General features: G+C 74.1%; 25 protein-coding genes. 15 read left to right on the top strand and 10 right to left on the bottom strand.

Translation table 11 applies throughout. The features are described 5' to 3' along the window. Nucleotides 1-84 precede the first annotated feature (84 nt). From ACFCV8_RS07025 to ACFCV8_RS07005, 5 genes are read left to right on the top strand one after another with little or no spacing between them, the layout of a single operon-like run. A complete protein-coding gene (locus tag ACFCV8_RS07025) occupies nt 85-1,128 on the top strand; it encodes a cobalamin biosynthesis protein (protein ID WP_376684235.1) in 1,044 nt (347 codons plus the stop codon). Beyond that, on the top strand, nt 1,125-2,687 hold the full coding sequence (locus tag ACFCV8_RS07020; RefSeq protein ID WP_376684234.1) for a cobyric acid synthase: 1,563 nt from the start codon (nt 1,125-1,127) through the stop codon (nt 2,685-2,687). Before ACFCV8_RS07025 ends, ACFCV8_RS07020 begins: the two co-directional genes overlap by 4 nt. Further along, the gene (locus ACFCV8_RS07015) at nt 2,684-4,720 is read left to right on the top strand and encodes a putative cobaltochelatase (protein ID WP_376684233.1); all 2,037 of its coding nucleotides are present in this window, start codon (nt 2,684-2,686) and stop codon (nt 4,718-4,720) included. Before ACFCV8_RS07020 ends, ACFCV8_RS07015 begins: the two co-directional genes overlap by 4 nt. Beyond that, nucleotides 4,720-5,319, top strand: coding sequence for a cob(I)yrinic acid a,c-diamide adenosyltransferase (gene cobO, locus ACFCV8_RS07010; RefSeq protein ID WP_376684232.1), 600 nt, complete (start codon nt 4,720-4,722; stop codon nt 5,317-5,319). The genes ACFCV8_RS07015 and cobO overlap by 1 nt, the downstream gene beginning before the upstream one ends. Nucleotides 5,320-5,329: 10 nt before the next feature. Continuing rightward, nucleotides 5,330-6,694 (top strand): cobyrinate a,c-diamide synthase, encoded by a 1,365-nt coding sequence (locus ACFCV8_RS07005; RefSeq protein WP_376684231.1) that lies wholly within the window; start codon nt 5,330-5,332, stop codon nt 6,692-6,694. A gap of 11 nt (nt 6,695-6,705) precedes the next feature. On the opposite strand, the gene ACFCV8_RS07000 is transcribed toward ACFCV8_RS07005, so the two are convergent. Further along, entirely contained in the window at nt 6,706-7,428 is a 723-nt protein-coding gene (locus ACFCV8_RS07000) for a ZIP family metal transporter (protein ID WP_376684230.1), read from the bottom strand. 90 nt (nt 7,429-7,518) lie between these two features. On the opposite strand from ACFCV8_RS07000, the gene cobC reads away from it, so the two are divergent. Then, nucleotides 7,519-9,027, top strand: a complete 1,509-nt coding sequence (cobC, locus tag ACFCV8_RS06995; RefSeq protein ID WP_376684229.1) for an Rv2231c family pyridoxal phosphate-dependent protein CobC — start codon at nt 7,519-7,521, stop codon at nt 9,025-9,027. A gap of 24 nt (nt 9,028-9,051) precedes the next feature. Here the strand turns inward: cobC and ACFCV8_RS06990 are convergent, their stop codons facing one another. Further along, nucleotides 9,052-10,200 (bottom strand): SCO1860 family LAETG-anchored protein, encoded by a 1,149-nt coding sequence (locus ACFCV8_RS06990; protein ID WP_376684228.1) that lies wholly within the window; start codon nt 10,198-10,200, stop codon nt 9,052-9,054. A 322-nt stretch (nt 10,201-10,522) separates the two neighbouring features. Further along, complete coding sequence (locus ACFCV8_RS06985; protein ID WP_376684227.1) at nt 10,523-11,623, bottom strand: amidohydrolase family protein; 1,101 nt, start codon at nt 11,621-11,623, stop codon at nt 10,523-10,525. Between the two features lie 110 nt (nt 11,624-11,733). Here ACFCV8_RS06985 and ACFCV8_RS06980 point away from each other — a divergent pair, with 110 nt between their 5' ends. The 4 genes from ACFCV8_RS06980 to ACFCV8_RS06965 all read left to right on the top strand — a co-directional run bounded on the left by ACFCV8_RS06980 (nt 11,734) and on the right by ACFCV8_RS06965 (nt 16,201). Further along, nucleotides 11,734-12,840: a pyridoxal-phosphate-dependent aminotransferase family protein gene (locus ACFCV8_RS06980; RefSeq protein WP_376684226.1), complete on the top strand. Its 1,107-nt coding sequence runs from the start codon at nt 11,734-11,736 to the stop codon at nt 12,838-12,840. A 203-nt stretch (nt 12,841-13,043) separates the two neighbouring features. Further along, nucleotides 13,044-13,901, top strand: coding sequence for a class I SAM-dependent methyltransferase (locus tag ACFCV8_RS06975; RefSeq protein WP_376684225.1), 858 nt, complete (start codon nt 13,044-13,046; stop codon nt 13,899-13,901). 35 nt (nt 13,902-13,936) lie between these two features. Next, on the top strand, nt 13,937-15,139 hold the full coding sequence (locus ACFCV8_RS06970) for a hypothetical protein (RefSeq protein ID WP_376684224.1): 1,203 nt from the start codon (nt 13,937-13,939) through the stop codon (nt 15,137-15,139). Between the two features lie 42 nt (nt 15,140-15,181). Next, nucleotides 15,182-16,201, top strand: coding sequence for a VOC family protein (locus tag ACFCV8_RS06965; RefSeq protein WP_376684223.1), 1,020 nt, complete (start codon nt 15,182-15,184; stop codon nt 16,199-16,201). Nucleotides 16,202-16,206: 5 nt separating this feature from the next. Here the strand turns inward: ACFCV8_RS06965 and ACFCV8_RS06960 are convergent, their stop codons facing one another. The 3 genes from ACFCV8_RS06960 to ACFCV8_RS06950 all read right to left on the bottom strand — a co-directional run bounded on the left by ACFCV8_RS06960 (nt 16,207) and on the right by ACFCV8_RS06950 (nt 18,964). Continuing rightward, nucleotides 16,207-17,268, bottom strand: coding sequence for an aminotransferase class V-fold PLP-dependent enzyme (locus tag ACFCV8_RS06960; RefSeq protein ID WP_376684222.1), 1,062 nt, complete (start codon nt 17,266-17,268; stop codon nt 16,207-16,209). Between the two features lie 82 nt (nt 17,269-17,350). Next, the gene (locus ACFCV8_RS06955; RefSeq protein WP_376684221.1) at nt 17,351-18,058 is read right to left on the bottom strand and encodes a DsbA family oxidoreductase; all 708 of its coding nucleotides are present in this window, start codon (nt 18,056-18,058) and stop codon (nt 17,351-17,353) included. Between the two features lie 156 nt (nt 18,059-18,214). Beyond that, complete coding sequence (locus ACFCV8_RS06950) at nt 18,215-18,964, bottom strand: XRE family transcriptional regulator (protein WP_376684220.1); 750 nt, start codon at nt 18,962-18,964, stop codon at nt 18,215-18,217. Nucleotides 18,965-19,079: 115 nt separating this feature from the next. Between ACFCV8_RS06950 and ACFCV8_RS06945 the strand changes: the two genes are divergently transcribed. Together ACFCV8_RS06945 and ACFCV8_RS06940 are read left to right on the top strand one after the other, a co-directional pair. Further along, nucleotides 19,080-19,280, top strand: coding sequence for a hypothetical protein (locus ACFCV8_RS06945; RefSeq protein WP_376684219.1), 201 nt, complete (start codon nt 19,080-19,082; stop codon nt 19,278-19,280). 62 nt (nt 19,281-19,342) lie between these two features. After that, entirely contained in the window at nt 19,343-19,513 is a 171-nt protein-coding gene (locus tag ACFCV8_RS06940) for a hypothetical protein (protein ID WP_376684218.1), read from the top strand. Nucleotides 19,514-19,571: 58 nt separating this feature from the next. Here ACFCV8_RS06940 and ACFCV8_RS06935 read toward each other — a convergent pair whose 3' ends face one another. The 4 genes from ACFCV8_RS06935 to ACFCV8_RS06920 all read right to left on the bottom strand — a co-directional run bounded on the left by ACFCV8_RS06935 (nt 19,572) and on the right by ACFCV8_RS06920 (nt 22,876). Then, nucleotides 19,572-19,787 carry a hypothetical protein gene (locus ACFCV8_RS06935; RefSeq protein WP_376684217.1) on the bottom strand — a complete coding sequence of 72 codons (216 nt, stop codon included), beginning with the start codon at nt 19,785-19,787 and terminating at the stop codon, nt 19,572-19,574. Between the two features lie 203 nt (nt 19,788-19,990). Then, nucleotides 19,991-20,506: a hypothetical protein gene (locus ACFCV8_RS06930; RefSeq protein ID WP_376684216.1), complete on the bottom strand. Its 516-nt coding sequence runs from the start codon at nt 20,504-20,506 to the stop codon at nt 19,991-19,993. Between the two features lie 241 nt (nt 20,507-20,747). Further along, nucleotides 20,748-21,359 carry a DUF1349 domain-containing protein gene (locus ACFCV8_RS06925; protein ID WP_376684215.1) on the bottom strand — a complete coding sequence of 204 codons (612 nt, stop codon included), beginning with the start codon at nt 21,357-21,359 and terminating at the stop codon, nt 20,748-20,750. Then, nucleotides 21,356-22,876 (bottom strand): aldehyde dehydrogenase (NADP(+)), encoded by a 1,521-nt coding sequence (locus ACFCV8_RS06920; RefSeq protein ID WP_376684214.1) that lies wholly within the window; start codon nt 22,874-22,876, stop codon nt 21,356-21,358. Before ACFCV8_RS06920 ends, ACFCV8_RS06925 begins: the two co-directional genes overlap by 4 nt. Before the next feature lie 170 nt (nt 22,877-23,046). On the opposite strand from ACFCV8_RS06920, the gene ACFCV8_RS06915 reads away from it, so the two are divergent. The 3 genes from ACFCV8_RS06915 to ACFCV8_RS06905 all read left to right on the top strand — a co-directional run bounded on the left by ACFCV8_RS06915 (nt 23,047) and on the right by ACFCV8_RS06905 (nt 25,873). After that, a complete protein-coding gene (locus ACFCV8_RS06915; RefSeq protein WP_376684213.1) occupies nt 23,047-23,817 on the top strand; it encodes an IclR family transcriptional regulator in 771 nt (256 codons plus the stop codon). Nucleotides 23,818-23,821: 4 nt separating this feature from the next. Continuing rightward, the gene (locus ACFCV8_RS06910) at nt 23,822-24,295 is read left to right on the top strand and encodes a GNAT family N-acetyltransferase (protein ID WP_376684212.1); all 474 of its coding nucleotides are present in this window, start codon (nt 23,822-23,824) and stop codon (nt 24,293-24,295) included. A gap of 126 nt (nt 24,296-24,421) precedes the next feature. Next, nucleotides 24,422-25,873: a peptidoglycan D,D-transpeptidase FtsI family protein gene (locus ACFCV8_RS06905; RefSeq protein WP_376684211.1), complete on the top strand. Its 1,452-nt coding sequence runs from the start codon at nt 24,422-24,424 to the stop codon at nt 25,871-25,873. Nucleotides 25,874-25,922: the final 49 nt, after the last annotated feature.

The raw sequence follows: 25,922 nt of genomic DNA, 5'->3' as shown, positions 1-25,922 counted from the left end.
ATGCCCGGCCGCCATGCGCCCGCCACCCCAGCCCCCAGGGCCTCCCGTACGAGAATCCTCCGCGGCGCGACGGCCGGCTGAGCCGTGCGAGCCGACCGCATCTTCGCGTACGGCGCCGCCGCCGGGCTGATCGGCGACCTGCTGCTCGGTGACCCCCGCAGGGGCCACCCGGTCGCCGCCTTCGGGCGGGCCGCGGCGGGCGTCGAGCGCCGCCTGTGGCACGACCACCGCGGCTGGGGCGCCCTGCACACCCTGGTCTGCGCCGGAGCCGCCGCCGGCGGTGCCGCCCTGGCCGCCCGCGCGGTACGCCGCAGCCCCGCCGCCTCCGTCGCGCTGACCGCCGCCACCACCTGGTCCGTCGTCGGCGGCACGTCCCTGGGCCGGGAGGCGCGGGCCATCGGCGGCGCCCTGGAGGCCGGTGACCTCGCCCTGGCCCGGGAGCGGCTGCCGCATCTGTGCGGGCGCGACCCGCAGTCCCTGGACGGGCCGCAGATCGCCCGCGCCGTCGTGGAGTCCGTGGCGGAGAACACCTCGGACGCCGTGGTCGGTGCCCTGGTGTGGGGTGCGCTGGCCGGGGTTCCCGGGCTGGCCGGATTCCGCGCCGTCAACACCCTCGACGCCATGGTCGGCCACAAGTCGCCGCGCCTGCGCCGCTACGGCTGGGCCTCGGCCCGCCTCGACGACCTCGCGGGCTGGCCCGGCGCCCGGCTCACCGCCCTGCTCGCGGTGGCCGCCGGGGGCCGCCCCGGGGGCGCGCTGCACGCCTGGCGGGCCGATGCGGCCAAGCACCCGAGCCCCAACGCGGGCCCGGTGGAGGCCGCCTTCGCGGGCGCGCTCGGCGTGCGGCTGGGCGGGACCCTCGCGTACGGCGGCCGGGTGGAGCACCGCCCGGTGCTCAACGGGGAGCGCGGCCGGGCCGTGGAGGGCGCGGACATCGAGCGCGCGGTGCGGCTGTCGCGGCGGGTGGGCGCGCTGGCCCTCGGCGTGTGCGTGGCGGGGCGGCTCGGCGCGGCCCTCGCCGTACGCCGGATCGGCGCGCGGCGGAGCGGTGTGCCGCGGACCGGTGCACGGGTGATCGGCGTGCGCCCGGCGGCGGGTCCGCGCGGCACGGGACGGAGGAGCTCATGAGCGGCGGACTGCTGGTCGCCGGAACCACCTCGGACGCGGGCAAGAGCGTCGTCACGGCGGGCATCTGCCGCTGGCTGGTGCGCCGGGGCGTGAAGGTGGCGCCCTTCAAGGCGCAGAACATGTCGCTGAACTCGTTCGTCACCCGCGAGGGCGCCGAGATCGGGCGTGCCCAGGCCATGCAGGCCCAGGCCGCCCGCGTCGAGCCGACCGCGCTGATGAACCCGGTCCTGCTGAAGCCCGGCGGCGACCGCTCCAGCCAGGTCGTCCTGATGGGGAAGCCGGTCGGCGAGATGAGCGCGCGCGGCTACCACGGCGGCCGCCAGGAGGCCCTGTTCGGCACGGTCGTGGACTGCCTGGAGCAGCTGCGGGCCACGTACGACGCGGTGATCTGCGAGGGGGCGGGCAGCCCGGCGGAGATCAACCTGCGGCGCACGGACATCGTGAACATGGGCATCGCCCGGGCGGCGGACTTCCCGGTGGTGGTGGTCGGCGACATCGACCGGGGCGGCGTCTTCGCGTCGTTCTTCGGTACGACGGCGCTGCTGGCCGCCGAGGACCAGGCACTGGTCGCGGGCTACCTGGTGAACAAGTTCCGCGGTGACGTGTCGCTGCTGGAGCCCGGTCTGGACATGCTGCGCGGGCTGACCGGGCGCCCGACGTACGGGGTGCTGCCCTTCGCCCACGGGCTCGGCATCGACGAGGAGGACGGGCTGCGGGTCTCGCTGCGCGGGGCGGTGCGCGAGTCGCTCGTCGCGCCGCCGCACGGGGAGGACGTGCTGCGGGTCGCGGTGTGCGCGGTGCCCTTGATGTCGAACTTCACGGACGTGGACGCGCTGGCCGCCGAACCGGGGGTGGTCGTCCGGTTCGTGGACCGGGCCGAGGAGCTGTCCGACGCCGACCTGGTCGTGGTGCCGGGCACCCGGGGCACCGTGAAGGCGCTGGCCTGGCTGCGGGAGCGCGGCCTCGCCGGCGCGCTGGCGCGCCGCGCGGCCGAGGGGCGGCCGGTGCTCGGCATCTGCGGCGGCTTCCAGCTCCTGGGCGAGCGGATCGAGGACGAGGTGGAGTCCCGGGCCGGTCTGGTCGAGGGCCTCGGACTGCTCCCCGTCCACATCCGCTTCGACCGGGAGAAGACCCTGGCCCGGCCGGTCGGCGAGGCGCTCGGCGCGCCCGTGGAGGGGTACGAGATCCACCACGGGGTGGCGGACGTGCTCGGCGGCGAGCCGTTCCTGGACGGCTGCCGGGTGGGGGCCGTGTGGGGCACCCACTGGCACGGTTCGCTGGAGAGCGACGCGTTCCGCCGCCGCTTCCTGGCCGAGGTCGCGCGGGCCGCGGGCCGGCGTTTCGTCCCCGCCCCCGACACCTCCTTCGGCGCGCTGCGCGAGGAGCAGCTCGACCGCCTCGGCGACCTGATAGAGGAACACGCCGACACCGACGCGCTGCTCCGGCTCATCGAGTCGGGCGCGCCGCCCGGGCTCCCGTTCGTCGCCCCCGGGGCGCCCGGCGGCGCCGGGCGCCGTGTCCGTACATCCGCAGAAGACGCAGGAAGGACCGCCCAGTGAGTACGCATTTCCCGTTCACCGCCGTCGTCGGGCAGCAGGACCTGCAGCTCGCCCTGTTGCTCAACTCCGTCTCGCCGGGCATCGGCGGGGTGCTGGTGCGGGGCGAGAAGGGCACCGCGAAGAGCACCGCCGTACGCGCGCTGTCGGCGCTGCTGCCGCCGGTGGCCGTGGTGTCCGGGTGCCGTTTCTCCTGCGATCCGGCGGCGGCCGACCCGGCGTGTCCGGACGGCCCGCACGAGCCGGGGGCCGGTGTGCCGCGGGACGCCCGGATGGTGGAGCTGCCGGTCGGCGCGTCGGAGGACCGGCTCGTGGGGGCGCTCGACATCGAACGAGCGCTCGCGGAGGGCGTGAAGGCGTTCGAGCCGGGGCTGCTGGCCGACGCGCACCGCGGCATCCTCTACGTCGACGAGGTCAACCTGCTCCACGACCACTTGGTGGACCTGCTGCTGGACGCGGCCGCCATGGGCGCGTCGTACGTGGAGCGGGAGGGTGTCTCCGTCCGGCACGCGGCGCGCTTCCTGCTCGTCGGGACGATGAACCCGGAGGAGGGCGAGCTGCGCCCGCAGCTGCTCGACCGGTTCGGGCTGACCGTGGAGGTCGCCGCGTCCCGGGAGACCGACCAGCGGGTCGAGGTGGTGCGGCGGCGGCTGGCGTTCGACGACGACCCGGCGGGCTTCGCGGCCGGCTGGGCCGGTGAGGAGGAGGCGCTGCGGGCGCGGATCGTCGCCGCGCGGGCGCTGCTGCCCGAGGTGGTCCTCGGCGACACGCCGCTGCGGCAGATCGCGGCGACCTGCGCGGCGTTCGAGGTCGACGGGATGCGGGCGGACATCGTGATGGCGCGGACGGCCACGGCGCTGGCCGCGTGGGCGGGGCGTACGGAGGTGCTCGCCGAGGACGTGCGGCAGGCGGCCCTGCTCGCCCTCCCGCACCGGCGGCGGCGCAACCCCTTCGACGCGCCGGGGCTCGACGAGGACAAGCTGGACGACGCGCTGGAGCAGAACGGCGGGGACGACGACCCGGATCCCGACGGCCCCGGTGGCGGCGGCCGACCGCCGCGGGGCGACGGCCCCGACACACCGCCGGCCCCTGGGGAGGGCGCCGACGACGCGCCCGCCCCGTCCGTACCGGAGCAGGGCCAGGGGCCGGAACAGGGCCGGGGCCGGCCGTCCGGGAGCGGCGAACAGCGGCCGGTGGGCGCCACCGAGCCGTTCCGTACGAAGATGCTCAGCGTCCCCGGGCTGGGCGAGGGCGCGGCGGGGCGCCGCTCCCGGGCACGTACCGAGCACGGGCGTACGACCGGCGCGCGGCGCCCGGAGGGTGCCCTGACCAGGCTGCACCTGGCGGCGACCGTGCAGGCCGCCGCCCCGCACCAGCGGGCGCGCGGGCGGTCGGGGCGGGGGCTGGTGGTCCGGCGGGACGATCTGCGGCAGGCGACGCGGGAGGGGCGCGAGGGGAACCTGGTGCTCTTCGTGGTCGACGCCTCCGGGTCGATGGCGGCCCGGCAGCGGATGGCCGCGGTGAAGGGCGCGGTGCTGTCGCTGCTGCTGGACGCGTACCAGCGGCGGGACAAGGTCGGGCTGGTCACCTTCCGGGGCCGGGACGCCGAGGTGGTGCTGCCGCCGACGTCGTCGGTGGACGCGGCGGCGGCCCGGCTGGAGCTGCTGCCGACCGGCGGGCGCACCCCCGTGGCGGCCGGGCTGCTGAAGGCCCACGAGGTGCTGCGGGTGGAGCGGCTGCGCGACCCCTCGCGCCGTCCGCTGCTGGTCGTGGTGACCGACGGGCGGGCGACCGGGGGACCCGGACCGGTGGCGCTGGCGTCCCGGGCGGCGCGGCTGCACGCCGCGCAGGGCACCGCGTCCGTCGTCGTGGACTGCGAGTCGGGGCCGGTACGGCTCGGGCTCGCGGCCGAGCTGGCCCGGGATCTCGGCGGCAGCGCCGTGACCCTGGACGAGCTGCGGGCCGACGCGATCGCCGGACTCGTCAAGGGCGTCCGGGAAGCGGACAAGAGGGACATCAACAGGAGGGCCGCGTAATGCCGCAGGGACAGCCGACCACCGTGCCGGACGACGGGCTCACCACCCGTCAGCGCCGCAACCGGCCACTGCTGATGGTGCACACCGGCGTCGGCAAGGGGAAGTCGACGGCGGCCTTCGGGATGGCGCTGCGCGCCTGGAACCAGGGCTGGCCGATCGGGGTGTTCCAGTTCGTCAAGTCGGCGAAGTGGAAGGTCGGCGAGGAGAACGCGCTGAAGGTCCTCGGGGCGAGCGGGGAGGGCGGCCCGGTCGTCTGGCACAAGATGGGCGAGGGCTGGTCGTGGGTCCAGCGCGACGGCCAGATGGACAACGAGGAGGCGGCGCGCGAGGGCTGGGAGCAGGTCAAGCGCGACCTGGCCGCCGAGACGTACCGGCTCTACGTCCTCGACGAGTTCGCGTACCCGATGCACTGGGGGTGGATCGACACCGACGAGGTGGTCGAGGTGCTGCGCGGGCGCCCCGGCACCCAGCACGTGGTCATCACCGGCCGCAACGCGCCGCGGGCGCTGCTGGACGCCGCGGATCTGGTGACCGAGATGTCCAAGGTCAAGCACCCGATGGACGCCGGGCAGAAGGGTCAGCGGGGCATCGAATGGTGAGGTTCTCCCGGTGACGGCCGCACGTCTGGTGATCGCCGCGCCCTCCTCGGGCAGCGGCAAGACCACCGTCGCGACGGGGCTGATGGCGGCCTTCGCGCGGCGCGGCCTGGCCGTTTCCCCGCACAAGGTCGGGCCCGACTACATCGATCCCGGCTACCACACGCTGGCCACGGGGCGGCCGGGGCGCAATCTCGACGCCTACATGTGCGGCCCCGGCGCGGTCGCCCCGCTGTTCGCGCACGGGGCGGCCGGGTGCGACCTGGCGGTGGTCGAGGGCGTGATGGGGCTGTACGACGGGGCGTCGGGGCAGGGCGAACTGGCCTCGACCGCCCAGGTGTCGAAGCTGCTGCGGGCGCCCGTGGTGCTGGTCGTCGACGCGTCCTCGCAGTCGCGGTCGGTGGCCGCGCTGGTGCACGGCTTCGCCTCGTGGGACCCGGGGGTGCGGATCGGCGGGGTGATCCTCAACAAGGTCGGTTCGCAGCGCCACGAGGAGCTGCTGCGGGACGCGCTGGACGAGTCGGGGCTGCCGGTGCTGGGGGTGCTGCGGCGGGCCGAGCAGGTGGCGGTGCCGTCGCGGCACCTGGGTCTGGTGCCGGTGGCCGAGCGGCGGGGCGACGCGGTGGGCGCGGTCGAGGCGATGCGGGAGCAGGTGGAGGCGGGGTGCGACCTGGACGCGCTGATGGCGCTGGCCCGGTCCGCGCCCCCGCTGCCGGGCGGGGTGTGGGACGCGGCGGAGGCGGTCGGCCGCTCGGGCGGCCCGGTGACCTGCGGGGCGGCCCCGGTCGTCGCGGTGGCCTCCGGTGCGGCGTTCACCTTCTCGTACGCCGAGAACACCGAGCTGCTGGCCGCGGCCGGGGCCGAGGTCGTCCCGTTCGACCCGCTGCGTGACGAGAAGCTGCCCGAGGGGACTCGGGGCCTGGTGATCGGCGGGGGCTTCCCCGAGGTGTACGCCGCCGAGCTGTCCGCCAACGCGGCGCTGCGGGAGGCCGTCGCGGCGCTCGCGGCCTCCGGGGCGCCGGTGGCGGCCGAGTGCGCGGGGCTGCTGTACCTGGCGCGTTCGCTGGACGGGCTGCCGATGTGCGGGGTCCTCGACGCCGAGGCCCGGATGTCGAAGCGGCTGACGCTGGGCTACCGGGAGGCGGTGGCGGTCTCGGACAGTGTGCTGGCGGCGCCCGGCACCCGGGTACGCGGCCACGAGTTCCACCGGACCGTGCTGGAGCCGGGGGCCGGGGCGGAGCCGGCGTGGGGCATGCACCTGCCCGAGCGGCGTGTCGAGGGCTTCGTACGGGGCGGGGTGCACGCCAGCTATCTGCACACGCACTGGGCCTCGGAGCCGGGGATGGCCCGCCGTTTCGTCGAGCGGTGCGCCCGGTGAGGACCGGTCGTTCAGTCCGCGATGCCCACCACGAGCCAGATGAAGCCGACCCCGGCCACCGTGCACAGCAGCGTGGAGCGGGCCGGGTGCTCGTGATGCGCCTCGGGGAGGATCTCGGCGGCGGCGAGATAGAGCAGGGCGCCGCCGAAGAAGCCGAGGTAGCAGCCGAGGAGTTCGGCCGGAAGGGTGAACAGCAGGGTCGTCGCGGCGCCGGCCAGCGGGGCCAGGGCGTCCGCGAACAGCATGAGCAGGGCCTTGCGTCGGGCGTTCCCGTACAGGCTGGTGATCGTGTAGGTGTTGAAGCCGTCGGCGAAGTCGTGGGTGATGACGGCGAGCGCCACGGTGGCGCCCATGCCGGTGCCCACCTGGAAGGCGGCGCCGAGGGCGACGCCGTCCATCAGGCTGTGGCCGACCATCGCGGCCGCCGCCGTGAGCCCGACCTGCGGCACCCGTTCCTCGCCCGCGCCGTGGGCCGCCCGGCGCACCGCGAGCAGCCGCTCCACGAGGTGGGCGAGAAGGAAGCCCGCGACGAACAGCAGCAGGGCGGCCGGGACGCCGAAGACCGGCCCGCCCGCGGCCTCGATCGCCTCCGGCAGCAGGTCCAGGCCGACCACGCCGAGCATCAGGCCGCCGGCGAAACCGAGCACCAGATGGCGGCGGTCGGTAACGCGCTGGGCCACCCAGCCGCCCACCAGGGTCATCAGGAACGCGCCGAGCGCGACGAACACCGCCATGGGCTCTTGCTAGCCGATCGCCCCCGGTCCGCGCATCTCAGCGCCGCCTGAGATCCGCGCCCTTCTCCGAATTCCGAAAGGACCCGTTCCATGTCCGAAGCCGTCGACGCCGCCGCGGTGTTGCCGTCCGCGCCGCTCGCCGTCGGGGTCGGCGCGTCCCGGGGCGCCCCCGCCGAGGAGATCGTCGGGCTGGTCCGGGACGCCCTGCGGGAGGCCGGGCTCTCGCCGCTGAGCGTCGTGGAGCTGGTGACCGTGGACAGCAAGGCGGACGAGCCGGGCATCGTCGCCGCCGCGACGGCGCTCGGGGTGCCGCTGCGTACGTATCCGGCCGGGGAGCTGGCCCGGGTCGACGTGCCCGGGCCGTCCGGCGCACCGCTCGCCGCCGTCGGGACGCCCTCGGTCGCGGAGGCCGCCGCGCTCGTGGCGGGGGGCGAGCTGCTGGTGCCGAAGCGGAAGTCGGCGCCCCGGGGGCGGGTGCCGATGGCGACCTGTGCGGTGGCCCGCCGCGCTCCGGACGCCGCCGCCCCGTACGGCACCGCGGCGGACGCGCACGATCTGCGCCACCACGGGGACGCGGAGGTGCGGGGACGGGACCGGGATCTGACCGACCTCGCCGTCAATGTGCGGGCCGGTACTCCCCCGGCCTGGCTGCGGGAGCGGATCGCCGGGTCGCTGGCCTCGCTGGCCGCGTACCCGGACGGCCGGGCGGCGCGGGCGGCGGTGGCGGCCCGGCACGGGCTGCCGGTGGAGCGGGTGCTGCTGACCTCGGGGGCGGCGGAGGCGTTCGTCCTGCTGGCGCGGGCGCTGCCGGTGCGGCGCCCGGTGGTGGTCCATCCGCAGTTCACCGAGCCGGAGGCGGCGTTGCGCGCGGCCGGGCACCGGGTGGAGCGGGTGCTGCTGCGGGCCGGGGACGGCTTCCGGCTGGACCCCGGGGCGGTGCCCGAGGAGGCGGATCTGGTGGTGGTCGGCAATCCGACCAACCCCACCTCGGTGCTGCATCCGGCGGCACTGCTGGAGCGGCTGGCGCGGCCCGGCCGGTTCCTGGTGGTCGACGAGGCGTTCATGGACGCGGTGCCGGGCGAGAGGGAAGCGCTCGCGGGGCGCATGGACATCCCGGGGCTGGTGGTGCTGCGGAGCCTCACCAAGACCTGGGGGCTCGCGGGGCTGCGGATCGGCTACGTACTGGCCGGGCCGGGGACCGTCCGGGCGCTGGAGGAGGCGCAGCCGCTGTGGCCGGTCTCGACACCGGCGCTGGCGGCCGCCGAGGCGTGCGTGGAGCCGCGGGCCCTGGCGGAGGCGGCCGGGGCGGCGGAGCGGATCGCGGTGGACCGGGCCCGGCTGGTCGCTGGGCTGCGGGGATTCGACGGGGTGCGGGTGGTGGGACCGGCCGAGGCGCCGTTCGTCCTGGTGCGGCTGGAGCGGGCGGCCGAGGTGCGGGAGCGGCTGCGGGCGCTGGGCTTCGCGGCGCGGCGCGGCGACACGTTCCCCGGGCTGGGCCCCGAGTGGCTGCGGCTGGCCGTGCGCGACCGGGCCACGACCGGACGCTTCCTCAAAGCGTTCGGCCGGGCGCTGCGGATGCCGGGCGCGGCGACGGACTGAGGGGCCGCCGCGCCCGGCACCGGATCAGCCGCGGGCGCGGGCGCGGCGCCTGGTGAGCAGCACCGCCCCGCCGCCGGCGGCGAGCAGCACGGCCGCGCCGCCCGCGATGTACGGGGTGCTGGAGCTGCTGCCGGTCTCGGCGAGGCTGGAGTCGTCGGCCGGTGCGTGGCCGGTGCCGGTCTGCGGCTTCACACCGTCGCCGCCGGTGCCGTTGTCACCGGAGCCGGAACCGGAGCCGGAGCCGGAACCGCCGGTGCCGTGGCCGCCGGTCGAACCGGCCGTACCGCCGCCGTTGCCGGAGCCGCCGCTGGATCCCCCGGTGCCGGAGCCGCCGTTGTCGCCGCCCCCGTTGCCCGAGCCCCCGGTGTTCGATCCGCCGTTGCTTCCGGAACCGCCGTTGCTGCCGGAGCCCCCGGTGCCCGTGCCGCCGGTGCTCGTACCTCCGTTGTCCCCGCCGCCCGGCTTCGGGGTCTCGCAGGTGGCCTCCACCAGCGTGACCTCGCCCTGGACCTCGGCGACGTTCAGGTTGAGCGGGTTGACGGAGACCTTGAGGCGCAGCGCGGTCGCGGCGGCGGTGCGCGAGGTGGTGTCCGTCTTCGAGAGGTCGAGGGTCACCTCGCCGACGCCCGGCACGGCGACCCGCGTGGTGCCGCCCGCGCCGAGCTCGATCCGCTTGCCGAGGACCGTCACGTGCCCCAGGACGTTCGACTCGGCGACCGGCTTGCGGCCCGCCTCGCAGACCGCCCTGGACGTGACCTTCTCCACCTCGATCAACGAGAGCGCCCGCAGCCCGGGGACGTGGACCCGGGCCTTGACCACATTGCTGTAGCCCTCGGCGCGGTGCCGGTCGGCAGTGGCCTTCGCGGTGGCCACGTCGGCGGCGAGGAGGCTGACCGGCCGGTTGCCGTCCACCCCGTCGACCCGGACGCGCAGCGCGGTGCTGTCCGCGTCGGCGGGCGCCTGCACGGCGTTGAGCGAGGTCCTGAGCGGTACGTCGACCGTCTTGTTCAGGAGCGAGACGTCGAGCGAGGCGCGGAGCACGGCCGCACTCGCCTTCCCGCCGCCGGTGGTCGTGGTGGCCGCGGGCGCCGCCTGGGCCGGAACGGCGGCCAGCAGGGCGACCGGGGCGACGGCGACCGCCAGGGCGGCGAGTCTGAAGGTGTTGCTGTTCAAGGTGGTGGAACCCCCACATGAGACATGGAGCCACCGGTGCCCTCCAATGGGGGACATCGAGAGCTCCGGTGGCCTCGACCCCGAAAGCTTTACGCACGGAGGGTGAACTCGTGGATACCTGACGTGAGTTCACCCCAAAGGGGGGTTTTCGCGCCTGTATTCGATTATCTCGGTACGTGCGTTCCTCCGGCTCACCCGATCCGCCGAGCGCGGACGGCGCGGCCACCGACCGCGCCCGAGCGCGCGCATGAGTGCTTCAACGACGACCGCTGCGTTCCGGTCACTGCCCGTCAACCCGGCGTACTCCGGCGGCGGTCGCCCGTCAGCCGACCACCCGTCCGTTCAGCACCACCCGGCGCGGCGCCGCGAGGGCCCGTACGTCCGCCCGCGGGTCCTCGTCGTACACCACCAGGTCCGCCGGGGCGCCCTCCTCCAGGCCCGGCCGCCCCAGCCATCGCCGGGCGCCCCAGGTCGTCGCGGAGAGCGCGTCCAGGGGCGGGATGCCCGCCTTCACCAGCTCGGCGACCTCGTCCGCGACCAGCCCGTGGGCGAGCACACCGCCCGCGTCGGTGCCGGTGAAGACCGGGATGCCCGCGTCGTACGCGGCGCGGACGGTGTCGTAGCGCCGTTCGTGCAGCCGCCGCATATGGGCCGACCAGCGGGGGAACTTGGCCTCGCCGCCGTCCGCGAGCGTGGGGAAGGTGGCGATGTTGACCAGGGTGGGGACGATCGCGACGCCGCGCTCGGCGAAGAGCGGAATCGTGTCCTCGGTGAGACCGGTGGCGTGCTCCACGCAGTCGATCCCGGCCTCGACCAGATCGCGCAGCGAGTCCTCGGCGAAGCAGTGCGCGGTGACCCGGGCGCCGAGCCGGTGCGCCTCGGCGATGGCCGCCGCGACCGCGCCGCGCGGCCAGCAGGCAGTCAGGTCGCCCACCTCGCGGTCGATCCAGTCGCCGACCAGCTTCACCCAGCCGTCGCCGCGGCGCGCCTCCCTGCCGACGTACGCGACCAGTTCCTCCGGCTCGATCTCGTGGGCGTAGTTCCGGGTGTACCGGCGGGGCCGGGCGATGTGCCGGCCGGCCCGGATGACCTTCGGCAGGTCCTCGCGGTCGTCGATCCACCGGGTGTCGGCCGGTGAGCCCGCGTCCCGCAGCAGCAGCGCGCCCGCCTCCCGGTCGGCCAGCGCCTGCCGCTCGCTGGTGGCCGCGTCCACGGCGCCGTGGAGATCGAGCCCGACATGGCAGTGGGCGTCCACCAGGCCCGGCAGCGCCCACCCGGTGACGGTCACCGCCTCGTCGGCCCCGGCCGGCCGGCCGTACGTGATCCGGCCGCCGACCACCCAGAGCTCGTCCAGGACGTCCTCGGGGCCGACGAGCACCCGCCCCTTCACGTGCAGCACTTGCGAAGCCTTGTGATCACTCATGGGCAGCACTGTACGAGGCGGCGTCCGGGGCCCTCGGTACGCTTCGACGAAAGCACCTCCCGTACGCGCCACCGCGCGCCGAACCGATCCGACCCGAAGAGAGCACCGCCGTGACCCATCCCTTCCTCGACCTCGCCCCGCTCACCGCCGCGCGCTTCGCGGCCATCGAACAGCGGGTGGCCGGCCTCCTCGCCACCGAGCAGGACGTCGTCATCACGCAGGGCGAGGCGCTGCTCCCCCTCGAAGGCTGCATCCGGGGCGGCGCCCGGCCCGGCACGACCGCGCTGAACGTGGTCACCGGTCCGTACGGGCAGACCTTCGGGAACTGGCTGCGGGACTGCGGCGCCGAGGTGATCGACCTGGCGGTGCCCTTCCACACGGCGGTCACCGCCGACCAGGTCGCGGCGGCGCTCGCCGAGCACCCGGAGATCGACTTCGTCTCGCTGGTCCACGCGGAGGCGGCCACCGGCAACACCAACCCGATCGCGGAGATCGGTGAGGTGGTCCGGGCGCACGGGGCGCTGTTCATGCTGGACGCGGTCGCCTCGGTGGGCGCCGAGCCGCTGCTGCCGGACGCCTGGGGCGTCGACCTCTGCGTGATCGGCGCGCAGAAGGCGATGGGCGGCCCGGCCGGAGTGTCGGCGGTGTCGGTGAGCGCGCGGGCCTGGGAGCGGATCGCCGCCAACCCGCAGGCGCCGCGCCGCTCGTACCTCTCGCTGCTGGACTGGAAGGAGCGGTGGATCGACGGCGGCCGCAAGGCGCTGCTGCACGCCCCCGCCCAGCTGGAGATGCTGGCGCTGGAGGCGTGCGTGGAGCGGATCGAGGCCGAGGGCCTGGACGCGGTGATGGCCCGTCACGCCGCGGCCGCGGCGGCGACGCGGGCGGGCGCGGTGGCGCTCGGCGGCGGCCTCTCCCCCTACGTGCACCGGGCCGAGGAGGCGGCGCCGGTCGCCACGACGCTGCGCGCCCCCGAGGGCGTGGACGCCGCCGGACTGGTCGCCCGGGCGCTGGCCGCCGACCCGTCGCTGCCGCTGATCGCGGGCGGCGGCGCGCTGTCCAAGGAGATGATCCGGGTCAATCACTACGGCGTGGACGCGACGCGGGGCGCGGTGCTCTCCTCGCTCGCGGCCCTGGGCTCGGCACTGGCCGACACGGGCCGCCGGGTCGACCTCGAGGCGGCCAGCAAGGCCGTCGCGGAGGCCTGGCCGAGCGCGTAGCTCCTGGGGTGGATTCCCGTGAAGTGCCTGCTCCGGACCGGTCGTTGAACCATCGGTCCCTGGCGGGCGCCGAACGCCGGTGCGTACTATGTGGGGCCTGATCACGAGCCCCGGCACTCCGGAATTCCGGGGACCGGGGCGGTGGTCGGGCCATGGCACACCACGGACCCACGGGAGATGCGCCTATGCGTTGTGGAGTAGAAGTGACCGCCTATCTCGTCAACGAGTCGCGCGCCAGGATGCCCGATCTCGCCGAGGACCCGCTGGCAGCCGCCTGGATCCCGGAGAGCGACCGGCCCGCGGTGCGTGAGCTGTGGGACGAGTTCGCCGGCACCGTCTACCCCCACGACGACCTGGTCGTCTCCCTGCGCGGGAGATACATCGCGGACACCCTGGCCCGCGCGCTGGAGAAGGACCCGGACACGGTGCTCGTGGTGTGCGGGGCCGGATTCTCCTCGTACCCCTGGCTGTTGCCGTTCCGGACCGCGATCGAGGTGGACCTGCCGGACATGATCGCCGCCAAGCGGGCCCGTACGGCGCAGCTGGTGGCGTCCGGGGTGCTGCCCGAGCGGGACGTCCGCCACCACGCCGCCGACCTCGCCGAAGCGGCCTCCCGCGAGGAGCTGGCCTCGCTGGTGCGCAAGGTGGCCGACGGGCGCCCGGTGGCCTATGTGGCCGAGGGCCTGGTCTTCTACCTGCCGCCGGACGAGGCACGCGCGGTCGTGTGCCTCGGGGCCGAGTTCGGCTCGTGCGCGGTCACGGCGGTCAGCTACTGGCCCGCCGCGGCCGCCGGGAGCCAGGTCCTCGCGAACCAGCGGCAGTGGTTCCGCGACCGCTCGGTGCCGGAGGACGCCTCGTACCTGACCCACCACGGCCTGACGGAGCTGTTCGGCGACGAGATCGAGGACTGCGGCCCGGAGGACCTCCAGCAGCGGTACCTCGACCGGGTCGACGTGCCCGAGGCCGACCTGATCCCCGAGTACGTGGCGGTCTCCTGGCACGCCTCCGCGCGCGGTGTCCCCGGGCAGGGTGTTCCGGGGCGCACCGGAGTGACGCGTTGAGACCGGTGCTGCACCTGCAGAGCAGGGCGTACCCGGTGCACCACAATTCCCCGCCCCTGGCGATCGACTCCTTCCAGGTGCCGGGGCACGGCACGTTACGCCCGGTCGCGGGCGAGCTCGGCACGCTCGTGTACAACCCGGACCACACGATCGAGCTCGACCTGAAGGAGGTCGTCGCCGGGGTGGTCAGCCTGCCCGGCACGGAGATCGTCGGCTGCCACGCCCGCATCCTCAGCGCGGGCAGCATCCTCGTGACGTACGCGCTGCGCCACGAGGAGGATCTGCGGCTGCTGCCGCTCGCCGAGCTCGACGCGGTGGACGCGCGGGTGAACAACCTGCTCCGCGAGGCGGACGGCCCCGTCCTCGGCGCGGTGCTGACGGCGGCGGCGGCCTGCGGGATGGTGCAGGGGCTCGCGCTGCGGCCGGACCTGGCGAGCAGCGGGGTGGCCGCGCCGGTGGACCGCCAGTCCGCCCGGTACAACTGCCACTTCGTCACCGAGGACCCGCCGTGGACGCCCGACCCCCGGCTGCCGGACTTCAGCCCGGGTCCGCACTGCCGGATACTGCTGCCGTACACGTACGCCTGGGACCGCGATCCGGGGACCGCGCTGCCGGAACTGCGGACGATGACGGAGCCCACCGACATCGCGACCGCGCAGCAGTCCCTGCTGGTCGGTGCCCTGCTGGGCGGCAAGCGGATCCTGGTCGACCTCGCGAAGGCCGAGTCCCCCATGACCGATGTGCACGCGTTCCGGCGCTTCCTCGACGGGGTCTGGTCCGACTACCACCACCTCGACGGCTACCGCATAGAGTCCGCCCAGGGACCCCGGGCCACGTATCTGGCCGCCCGTGAGTCCATCGGCCTGGACAACACCCAGGAGCGCACGGACAAGCTGCTCGGATACGTCGGCAACTCGCTGCTGGCCGCCGCCGCGCAGCGCACCGAGGCGCTCGACAACCGGCTCAACCGGGTCGCCTCGACCCTCGCCATGGTGGCGGCGGCGTCGTTCAGCCTCGACGCCGTGGTGTTCCTGCTGCCCGATTCGTCGCCGCTGACGCCGCGTCTGGGCATCCTCGCCGGGCTGATCGGAATGACCGCCGCCGGCATCCTCGCCCTGTTCCTCCCCGGGCGCCGCGGCCGCAGGATCGTGGCGCCTCCGCTGCTGCCGCGCCAGCGCAGGACCGTCCCCGTGCCCGTGCCCGAGGGGCAGCCCGGCGCCCCGTCCCCGCAGGCGTAAACCGCTGTACCCGCCGGTGCGCCGGCGGGCACAGTGAGGCCCATGACCTCACACGTACGCCACATCACCGTCGACTGCGCCGATCCGTACGGGCTGGCCCGGTTCTGGGCCGGGGTGTTCGGTGTTCCGGTCTCCGCCGACGACGCCCCCGGTGATCCGGAGGCGCTCGTCCAATCGCCCGGTGCCGCGCTGCTCTTCATCACCGTGCCGGAGTCCAAGCGCGTCAAGAACCGGGTCCACCTGGACATCCGGCCGAAGGACCGGAGCAGGGACGAGGAGGTCGAGCGGCTGCTCGCACTGGGGGCCACCCTCGTGGCCGACCACCGCAAGCCGAACGGGCGGGGCTGGGCGACGCTCGCCGACCCCGAGGGCAACGAGTTCTGTGTCGAGCTCGGTGCGGCGGAGCGCGCGGCCCTGACCGGGGCCCGGCTGCCGGTCACGGCCGACGACGTGACCGAGGCGGTGCGACTGGCGGCCGAGGCGCTCCGGGACGCCCCGGCCGGCCGCTGGGACACCCCGGCCGGTTCCCTGGAGTGGACCTGCTGGGAGACGGCCGAGCACATGAGCGACGACCTCTTCTCGTACGCGGCCCAGCTCGTCCCGCGACGGCCGCCGCTGGGCGACTACATCCCGTACCGCTGGAGCGCCGACCGGGAGGGCGGTCCGAAGAACGCGGTGTTCGCGGACCGGGCGGCCGGTCCGGCCGGGCTGTCGCGGACGCTGGAGGCGAACGGCGCGATGCTCGCCGCGATGGTGCGGACGGCCCCGGCCGGGCTGCGCGCGTACCACCCCTACGGGATTTCGGACCCGGAGGGCTTCGCCGCGATGGGGGTCGTGGAGACGCTGGTGCACATGGACGACCTCGCCGCCGGTCTGGGCGTGGCGTGGAATCCGCCGTCCGGTCTGTGCGACCGGGTGCTGGCCCGGCTGTTCCCGGACGCCCCGGCGGACACGGACCGGTGGGCCGTACTGCGCTGGGCCACCGGCCGCGCCGAACTGCCCGGCCACCCGCGCGTCACGTCGTGGAAGTGGCACGGCGCGCCGCTGGACGGGACCCCGTAGCGTCCTCAGCCCGCGAGCACGTCCAGGACGCGGTCCACATCGGCCTGCGTGTTGTAGAGGTGGAAGGCCGCGCGCAGGTTCCCCGCCCGGTTCGACACCACGATCCCGGCGCGTTCGAGCTCCGGTTCCCGGTCGCCGAGGCCGGGCACGGCCACGATGGGCGACTCCCCCGGCACCGGCTCGTGCCCGAGCCCGGCCAGCCCCGCCCGGAGCCGGGCCGCGAGCCCGGTGGCATGGGCGTGTACGGCCTCCACCCCGATCTCCTCCAGCAGCGCGAGGGACCGCTCGGCACCGTGGTAGGCGAGGAAGGCGGGCGGGGCGTCGAAGCGGCGCGCGGTCGGGGAGAGCCGTTCGACCGGGCCGTAGACGCTGCCCCAGGGGTCCTCGGCCGCGCTCATGGCGGCGTGGAGCGGCGGCAGGGCCGGCTGCGCCTCCTCGGTGACGGTGAGGAAGGAGGTGCCGCGCGGGGCGAGCAGGAACTTGAAGCCGCCGGTGACGGTGTAGTCGTACTCGCCCGCGTCCAGCGGCAGCCAGCCCGCGGACTGGGTGGCGTCGATCAGGGTCCGGGCGCCGTGGTCGGCGGCGGCCGCGCGTATCGCCTTCAGGTCGGCGGTGCGGCCGTCGGACGACTGCACGGAGGAGAGGGCGACCAGCGCGGTGTCCGGGCCCACCGACTCGGCCATCCGCTCCAGCGGCACGTAGCGCGTCCGGAGGTCGCCGCGGACCGCGAACGGGGTGACGACGGAGCTGAACTCGCCCTGTGGAGCGAGCACTTCGGCGCCCGGCGGCAGCGAGGCGGCGATCAGCCCGACGTGCACGGACACGGAGCCGCCGACCGCGACCCGGTCGGCGTCGACCCCGGCGAGGCGGGCGAAGCGGTCCCGGGCGGCCTCCACCACCGCGAAGTCGCCGGAGCCGTCCGGGCGGCCGTCTGCGAGCGACCGGGCGAGCGCCGTGACGGCCGCCAGGGTCCGGCGGGGCAGCAGCCCGCAGGAGGCGGTGTTGAGGTAGGTCTTCGTCGGCGCGAACTCGTCGTCCGCCAGGGTGCTGAGCGAGGCGTCATCCATGCCTCCAGCCTGGGGTCCCCCCGGCTCCCGGTCAATCACGAACGGCCGGGGGAACACCCGGTCACTGTTTACGGAAGGGCCCTCAGGGCCGCGGGACCTCGCAGCTGCCGTCGGCGTCGCAGGCCGCCGCGTCCCCGCCGATCGCGGTGAGCGGGCGGTCCTTCCAGGCCTGCTCCAGTGCCTGGGCGAAGACCTCGGCGGGCTGGCCGCCGGAGATGCCGTAGCGCCGGTCGAGGACGAAGAACGGCACCGCGTTGGCGCCCAGCTCGGACGCCTCGCGCTCGTCGGCCCGCACCTCGGCCGCGTACGCCTCCGGGTCGGCGAGCACGGCACGGGCCTCGGCACCGTCGAGCCCGGCCTCGACGGCCAGCTCGACGAGCACCTCGTCGTCGTAGACGGACCGCTCCTCGGCGAAGTTCGCCCGGTAGGCGAGGTCCAGCAGCACGTCCTGGCGGCCACGGGCCCTGGCGAGGTGGAGCAGCCGGTGGATGTCGAAGGTGTTGCCGTGGTCGCGGCCCTCGGTGAGGTAGCCGAGCCCCTCGGCGCGGGCATTGGCGGCGACGTTCTCCTCCATGCCCCGCGCCTCCTCGGGCGTGCGGCCGTACTTCTCGGCCAGCATGTCGATCACCTGCGCGGTGTCGCCCTTGGCCCGCCCGGGGTCGAGCTCGAAGGACCGGTGCACGACCTCGACCTGGTCACGGTGGGCGAACCCGGCCAGCCCCTTCTCGAAGCGGGCCTTCCCGATGTAGCACCAGGGGCAGGCGATGTCGCTCCAGATCTCGACGCGCATGTCTCTTCTTCTCTCCGTCTTCCTCGTACCCACTGCCCGAGCAGCGCGGAGACACCCTCCGCTCCCGTCCACAACACCGGAACGGAAGACCTCATTCCCTCACCGGGGAGCAGCCCTCGGCCCGTGGTGCCGGTTCGGGGCCTTCGGCTTTCCGTACTACGGGCGAATCGCCCGCCCCCACAGCTCTTCGGCATGTTCCGTGAACCGGTCGAACATTCCGCCTCCGTCGTGTCGGCGCAGATGCAGCAGCGGCGAGTCATGACCCGCCATTCGCGCCAGATGGGGGGTCACCAGGGCTTCGTCGTCGAATCGGAAAACCGACAGACTCACGTGGTTGACGGCATCGAGCGGGGCGGAGAAGCGCGCTTGGACATTGTCCGGGGAGCCGAGCCGATCAAGGTGTTCCAGCGTGATACGAATGCGCGTCGAAACCGAGAGCGTCACGTCCTCGATCTCTTCGCGCTGCCGGGTGACCTCCCCGTCCGGGTCGCCCACGAGAAAGCGCACCCGGCATCCCGATTCCGCCTTTCGCCGAATGGTCTCGGCGAAGTGCGGCACCTGCGTCCAGAAGAAGTAGTTCGTGTAGCCGGCCAGGAACAGTTCTTCACCGGCGGCTTCCGCCAGTTCCGTCCAGACGGTGGAGGGGCATGCGGACCGGTAGGGATAGCTGTGGACCAACTCCCTGTCGTTTCCGATCTTGACCCTTTCCCGCACCGCTTTCGGCCACAACATGTCTTCGTCAACTCCCAGCGCCCGGCAGGCGTCCGCTCGGTTCCTCGCGTGGGGTGTCAGCTCGTGATTGCCGAGCCATCGCTCCACCTGCTTGGACGATACCCCTACCCGGTATGCAAGTTGACGTGGGGTGAGTCCGGCGTCATCCATGGCGGACTTCAGCGCGGTATTCAATCCGTCAACCCCCTTGCGTTGCCCTTTTGGGCCTTCTCCGAGACTAGCGGCGGACGTCCCAACTGTCGCCGCCGTACTCGGAGAAACGTCCGCGCAGGTGAGTAACCATCAACGTGTGACCGAACCAAGGCGATACGCCGACACTCAACCGCTCCGGCTCCCCCTGAGCACACGGCCGGCGGAACCCGAACCGGCCCAGGGATGCGCAGGCTGCGCCGAGCTGGCCAAGGTCCGCAGCTGGGCACGCGCGGGGTTCGATCTGACGACTGTCACGGACTGCAACGTCCTGATGCGAAGGCACCCGGAAGGCCACTGATGGGCGTTCGCGCCAGATTCCGATACGTACCCCACACGATCGCGCACGCGCCGGAGAGCGGTGTGACGGCACAGCTGTTCTGCACCTTCATCGGATGTGAAGAGTCGTCCGGACCGCAGGACCGTCCCGAAGCAGCCCAGGAGTGGGCTCTGAGGCACACCGGCCTGCACCCCGGCCACGGCTTCTACCGGCGCGAGTACACCGACCATGCCCGTGTGACCCGCCACGAGTAGGCCTCGGCCCACTGGACGACCGGCAGCACAGTTCCTCGCACCGCGGCCCGAGCGGCCCTCAGCTGTCTTCCTCCTCGTCACAGCGGGAGTTCTGCACCAGCGCCCACGCGCCGAGCGACAGCGCCCCGACGGCAACGATCGAGGCCATGGAAAGGAATCGCAGCTGGACACGTTCGGAGACGTTCTGTGCCGTCAAGCGAACTGCCTTGCAGTCGAGTTCGAAGTCGCTGCCCGGAGTGGAGGCCGGACCGTCAGCGCTCATACTTTCAGACATGGAGGCAGGAGACAGCATCACGGGCGACGCGTCAAATCCATGGATTCCGCGACGCCCGGATGGCTGGGAGGCGGGGACTACCGGAGAGTGCGTGCCTTCGGCATGCGCGTCAGGACGCGCTCCCGGAACCGTGTCCCGGGCGACTGCGCGCGGTCGCTGCCGTTCCGCGCACCAGGGGGTACGCGGCACAGGAACGGAGGACCTCATTCCTCGTCGTCGAGCTCGGTGATCGGCCGGTCGGTGACCACGGCCACCAGGATCATCGGGGCGTCGCCGTCGCACTGGTTGAGGGAGACCGCGATCCACCGTCCGCCGACCGGTCCCCACACCGCCAGGTCGCCCAGGCAGTCCGCGTCGCACAGCGCCCGGTAGAGCGGCGGCAGGGGTTCGCCCGCCGCGTCCCGGAAGATCGGCACCCGCATGCCCACCGCCCGGTGGGCGCCCCATCGCCGGTCCAGCTCGCCCACGAGAGCGGCGAGATGCCCCGAGGCGGCCTCCTCGGCTTCCTCCCACTCCCGTTCGTACACGCCCACGAGGTCGTCGCTCTCCCAGAGCGGCACGAACCGGAAGCCCTCGCCCGCCGTCGCGCTCCACTCCCCGGTGTCGGGCTCCCCCTCGGCGACCGTCGGCCCCGTGGCCGGTACGGGTCCGGTGAGCAGCGCCTCGATGTCCGAGACCGCACGGCCGGTTCCGAAAGTCTCCCCGCTCCGCGCGGTCACGGCGCCACCGCCCCGGCCGGTGCCGCCGATCCGCCGAGGGGTGCTCGGCAGGCGCCGGGGCCGCGCCGCGCGCGGCGCAACCGCCGGCTGATCGAACCTTGGCATCCTGAGCACTGCTCTCCCTTCCTCCTGCCATCGGCCACACGCGCCCGCGATCCCGGCCGCCCAGCCTGCGCCGTGCCGTGCCGCGCCGTGCAGGCCCGGCGGCCGGCCACGCACGCGGAGGCGAACGGCAGCGGCTTCAGCTGCCGTCCCGCAGGTCCCCCACCCCCGTCGCGCGGAACGCGATCCGGTCGAAGGACGCCTCGCAGCCCTCGCCCGTCGGCGACTGGACCAGGAAGCCGATCGACGCGTCGGCCGCGCGTTCCGGGTCGCCGAGGGCGAAGACGCGGACGAAGGTCCACCGCTCGCCGTCGGCCGAGGCGTGGAAGGCGAACGCGTTGCCGGTGCGGCTGAGGCGCAGCCAGCAGCTGTCACCGTCCACCACGAAGGAGTTGACGTCGTCGGAGTGGCCGCGGGTGACGACCGTGCAGACGGTGGGGCGGTCCGGGGAGAGTTCCAGGCAGATCTTGGCCCACTCCCGTTCTCCGACGTGGAGGTAGAGCACCCCGGCGTCGAAGGCGGCCGCGAAGCCGACCTTCACCCGGGCGATCAGCTGGAAGTCTCCCCGGGGCGCGGGGCCGAGCAGGCGGGGGGCGTCACTCGTGGAGTCGAGCGACGCGCCGCCGGGCGGTACGAACCGGTCCTGACGGGCGCCCGCCCTGCCGGTCAGTACGCCGTCCTCGTACGTCCAGTCGGCGTCGGGGCCGAACGGGCTGAGCCCGAAGGGGAGTTCGGGGAGCCGATGAGTCATGCCCGGCGGCCGTCCACCCGGCGGGGCAGGCCCAGCGGGTTGTCCTCGTGGAGTTCCGGCGGGAGCAGGGCCTGTGGGGTGGTCTGGTACGTGACCGGGCGCAGCCAGCGTTCGATGGCGGTGGTGCCGACCGAGGTGGAGGTGGAGGTGGAGGACGGGTAGGGGCCGCCGTGGTGCTGGGCGGGGGCGACGGCGACGCCGGTGGGCCAGCCGTTGACGAGGACCCGGCCGGCCAGCGGGGTGAGGGCCGCGAGGAGTGCCGGGGCGTCCGGGTCAACGGTGCCGGTGGCGGTCTGGAGGGTGGCGGTGAGGTTGCCGGGGAGGCGGGAGAGCACGGCGGTGATCTCGGCCTCGGAGGCGTAGCGGGCGACGACGGTGACCGGGCCGAAGCACTCCTCCAGCAGCTCGTCGTGCGGGCCCTCGGCGGCCAGGAGCCCGGCCGGCACGGTGAGGAAGCCGGCCGCGACGGTGTGCTCGCCGCCCGCGCCGGGGGTGACGGGGGCCTCGACGCCGGGGAGGTCGGCCCGGGCGCGTACGCCGGTGAGGAAGGCTTCGCGCATCCGGTGGTCGAGCAGGACCGCGGCCTCGGTGTCGCTGACCGAGTCGGTCAGGGTCTTCAGCAGCCGGTCGCCGTCCTCGCCCGCCGGGGCCAGGACGAAGCCGGGCTTGGTGCAGAACTGGCCCGCGCCCAGGGTCATCGAGCCCGCGAGCCCGGCGCCGATCTCCTCGGCGCGCTCGGCGGCGGCCGCCCCGGTGACGACGACGGGGTTGAGGGAGCCCAGTTCGCCGTGGAAGGGAATGGGGCGGGGGCGGGCCGCCGCCGCGTCGAACAGGGCCCGGCCGCCGCGTACCGAGCCGGTGAACCCGGCGGCGGCGACGAGCGGGTGGCGGATCAGCTCGACCCCGGCCTCGAAGCCGTGCACCAGGATCAGCACGTCCTCGGGCAGGCCGACCCGGGCGGCCGCCCGGCGCAGCACGGAGGCGCACAGTTCGGAGGTGGCGGGGTGGTCGGGGTGGGCCTTGACGACGACCGGGCAGCCGGCCGCGAGCGCGCTCGCGGTGTCGCCGCCGGGGACGGAGAAGGCGAGCGGGAAGTTGCTGGCCGCGTAGACGGCGACGACACCCAGCGGGATCTTGTAGCGGCGCAGATCGGGCCAGGGCGGGGTGCGGTCGGCGTCCGCGTGGTCGATGTGGATGTCGAGGAAGGCGCCCTCCTCGACGACCTCCGCGAAGGACCTCAACTGGGCCGCCGTGCGGGCGAGTTCGCCGGTGAGCCGGGCCGGGCCGAGCGCGGTCTCCGCGTCGGCGGCCTCGATGACGTGTTCCCCGGCCTCGGTGAGCAGCTCGGCGGCGGTGCGCAGGAAGGCGGCGCGCAGGGTGCGGTCGGCGAGCGCTTCCCGTACCGCGTGGGCGGCCCGGACCGCGCGGTCGACCTCCTGCGCCGTGGCCTCCACCGCGACCTGCTCCCGCGGGTTCCCGGTGCGGGGGTCGACGCTCCAGACTGGTGCTGCTGCCACCGTGGTTCCTTCCGCTCACTGCCGCGCATCAGAGATTGTTCGGTATTCTGAACAGAGTTCTGAATCGTGAATTTGATGTGACTCTATTTCCGGGTGCTCGGTGTTGGCAAGGAGCTCCCGGTCCGAGAGGTCTCAGGGTCTCGCCAGTGGGCTGGAAGGGGTGCAGGGCGATGTCGGTTGCCGAATCCGGTGGGGCGCAGGTCAAGTCCGCCGTGCGGACGGTGGAGCTGCTCGAATACTTCGCGGGGCGGCCCGGCATGCACTCGCTCGCCACCGTGCAGGAGGCCGTCGGGTACCCGAAGTCGAGTCTCTACATGCTGCTGCGCACCCTGGTGGAGCTGGGCTGGGTGGAGACCGACGCGACGGGCACGCGGTACGGGATCGGCGTACGGGCCCTGCTCGTCGGCACCTCGTACATCGACGGTGACGAGGTCGTCGCGGCCGCCCGGCCGACTCTGGACCGGCTCTCCGACGACACCGCGGAGACCATTCACCTGGCCCGGCTCGACGGGACGAACGTGGTGTACCTCGCGACCCGGCAGTCCCAGCACTATCTGCGCCCGTTCACCCGCGTCGGCCGCCGGCTGCCCGCCCACTCGACCTCGCTCGGCAAGGCGCTGCTGGCCACCCACAGCGACGAGCAGGTCCGCAAGCTGCTCCCCGAGACGCTGCCCGCGCTGACCGAGCACACCATCACCGACCGAGAGAAGCTCATCGAGGAACTGCACCTGGTCCGCGAGCAGGGGTACGCGGTGGACCGCGAGGAGAACACCCTCGGCCTGCGCTGCTTCGGCGTCGCCGTCCCGTACCGCACCCCCGCCCGGGACGCGATCAGCTGCTCGGTGCCGGTCGCCCGGCTCACGCCCGCGCACGAGCAGATGGTGAAGGACGCGCTGTTCGACGCCCGGGACCGGCTGGCCCTCGCCACCCGTAGGCTCTGACCCCATGACGATCACCCTGCGCGAGGTCCGGGACGAGGATCTGCCGCTGTTCTTCGCCTTCATGTCCGACCCGGAATCGACTCGTACGGCCGCCTTCACCAGCGCGGACCCCAACGACCGGGAGGCGTTCGACGCCCACTGGCAGCACATCCGGACCGCCCCCTCGATCGTGCTGCGCACGGTGGTCGAGGACGGCACGGTGGTCGGCAACGCCGGGGTGTACGGGCCGCCCGACGACCGCCAGGTCACCTACTGGATCGACCGGGCACGGTGGGGCCGCGGGCTCGCCACGGCCGCCCTGTCGGCCCTGCTCGACGCCGTGGCCGAGCGCCCGCTGCACGCGCGGGCCGCGGCCGACAACACCGGCTCGCGCCGGGTCCTGGAGAAGTGCGGCTTCACCGTCACCGGCACGGACCGCGGATACGCGCACGCCCGCGGCGAGGAGACCGACGAGCTACTGTTCACGCTGCCCGGCTGACGGGGCGCGAGGGGCCGGGCCCGCCCGGCCTCCGCCGCCGCGGGCGGGCGGGCACCTCATGAGAAACCGGTGAGAACCGCCTCATTCGGGAACGGTGCCCGGCACCCCGCTCGTCCCTCCGGTGCGATGAACAGAACCATCAGACGAACCTCGGTCTTCTGCCTGCTGCTGGTCCTCGCCCTGCTGATGCGGGCGACCTGGCTGCAGGCGTACCAGGCGAAGGCGCTCGCGGACGACGACCACAACCGGCGGAACACCATCGCGCAGTACGCGCAGCCGCTCGGTGACATCATCGTGGCCGGAAGCCCGGTCACCGGATCGAAGAGGACGGCGGGCAGCGACCTCGCGTACAAACGCACCTATACGGAGGGCGACCTCTACGCGGCCGTCACCGGCTACGGCTCGCAGGCCTACGGGTCCACCCAGCTCGAAGGGATCTACAGCCATGTGCTGGACGGCACCGACGACCGGCTGAAGAACCCGCTGGGCGCGCTGACCCGCGAGCAGTCGGCACCGGGCAACGTCCTGACGACGATCGACCCGGACGTGCAGAAGGCGGCGTACGAGGCGCTCGGCGACGACAAGGGCGCGGCGGTCGCGATCGACCCGGCGACCGGCCGGATCCTGGCCATGGTCTCCACCCCGTCCTACGACCCGTCGACGATCAGCGGGACGGCGGACGGCACCGCCTGGCAGAAGCTGCTGGACGACCCGGACAAACCGCTGGTCAACCGGGCACTGCGGCAGCCGCTGGCCCCCGGCTCCACGTTCAAGCTGGTGGTGGCGGCCGCCGCGCTGGAGGACGGGCTGTACGGGTCGGTCGACGAACGCACCGCCAGCCCCAACCCGTACACGCTGCCCGGCACCAGCACGGTCCTGCGCAACGAGAACTCCTCGGCGCCCTGCGAGAACGCGACGCTGCGCACCGCGCTCCAGTACTCCTGCAACAACGTCTTCGCGAAGGCCGCCGTCGACCTCGGCCAGGACAAGGTCCGGGCGATGGCGGAGAAGTTCGGCTTCAACGCGGAGAAGCTGGACGTGCCGGTACGGGCGTCGAAGAGCGTCTACCCGGCCGGCATGGACCGGCCGCAGACCGCGCTCACCGGCATCGGCCAGTTCGAGGTGACCGCGACGCCGCTGCAGATGGCCATGGTCCCGGCCGTGCTCGCCAACGGCGGTGAGCTGGCCGCCCCGCACATGGTGTCCTCGGTGACCGACGCCGAGGGCGACCCGCTCCAGGAGTTCCCGGACGGGGACACGAAGCGGGTCGTCTCGGCGTCCACCGCCGAGCAGCTGCGCAGCGCCATGGTGACCGTCGTCGAGGAGGGCACCGGCACCAACGCCCGGATCGCCGGGGCCGAGGTCGGCGGCAAGACGGGTACCGCGCAGAACGGCGTGGGCAACAGCAAGACCCCGTACGCCTGGTTCACCTCGTACGCGAAGGACCTGTCCGGCGGCAAGGAGGTCGCGGTCGCCGTGGTCGTCGAGGACTCGGGCGCGGCACGCTCGGAGGTCAGCGGCAACGGCCTGGCGGCGCCGATCGCCCAGAAGATGATGAAGGCGGCGCTGGCGGACTGAGCCGGTGCGGACGTCGTGACGTGACGGGCCGGTGGGGGCGCTGAAGGGC

The organism is Streptomyces sp. NPDC056347 (genome assembly GCF_042262625.1).
GTDB lineage: Bacteria > Actinomycetota > Actinomycetes > Streptomycetales > Streptomycetaceae > Streptomyces.
Note: the sequence above shows the minus strand (reverse complement) of the source record. Positions and strands in the feature narration are given on the sequence as shown.

What these genes read in the sequence shown, in the direction of transcription:
- ACFCV8_RS07020 (WP_376684234.1), top strand. Translation starts at nt 1,125, where the DNA reads ATGAGCGGCGGACTGCTGGTCGCCGGAACCACCTCGGACGCGGGCAAG.
- cobO (WP_376684232.1), top strand. Translation starts at nt 4,720, where the DNA reads ATGCCGCAGGGACAGCCGACCACCGTGCCGGACGACGGGCTCACCACC.
- ACFCV8_RS07000 (WP_376684230.1), bottom strand. Translation starts at nt 7,428, where the DNA reads ATGGCGGTGTTCGTCGCGCTCGGCGCGTTCCTGATGACCCTGGTGGGC.
- cobC (WP_376684229.1), top strand. Translation starts at nt 7,519, where the DNA reads ATGTCCGAAGCCGTCGACGCCGCCGCGGTGTTGCCGTCCGCGCCGCTC.
- ACFCV8_RS06985 (WP_376684227.1), bottom strand. Translation starts at nt 11,623, where the DNA reads ATGAGTGATCACAAGGCTTCGCAAGTGCTGCACGTGAAGGGGCGGGTG.
- ACFCV8_RS06965 (WP_376684223.1), top strand. Translation starts at nt 15,182, where the DNA reads ATGACCTCACACGTACGCCACATCACCGTCGACTGCGCCGATCCGTAC.
- ACFCV8_RS06960 (WP_376684222.1), bottom strand. Translation starts at nt 17,268, where the DNA reads ATGGATGACGCCTCGCTCAGCACCCTGGCGGACGACGAGTTCGCGCCG.
- ACFCV8_RS06955 (WP_376684221.1), bottom strand. Translation starts at nt 18,058, where the DNA reads ATGCGCGTCGAGATCTGGAGCGACATCGCCTGCCCCTGGTGCTACATC.
- ACFCV8_RS06935 (WP_376684217.1), bottom strand. Translation starts at nt 19,787, where the DNA reads ATGTCTGAAAGTATGAGCGCTGACGGTCCGGCCTCCACTCCGGGCAGC.
- ACFCV8_RS06925 (WP_376684215.1), bottom strand. Translation starts at nt 21,359, where the DNA reads ATGACTCATCGGCTCCCCGAACTCCCCTTCGGGCTCAGCCCGTTCGGC.
- ACFCV8_RS06915 (WP_376684213.1), top strand. Translation starts at nt 23,047, where the DNA reads ATGTCGGTTGCCGAATCCGGTGGGGCGCAGGTCAAGTCCGCCGTGCGG.
- ACFCV8_RS06910 (WP_376684212.1), top strand. Translation starts at nt 23,822, where the DNA reads ATGACGATCACCCTGCGCGAGGTCCGGGACGAGGATCTGCCGCTGTTC.
- ACFCV8_RS06905 (WP_376684211.1), top strand. Translation starts at nt 24,422, where the DNA reads ATGAACAGAACCATCAGACGAACCTCGGTCTTCTGCCTGCTGCTGGTC.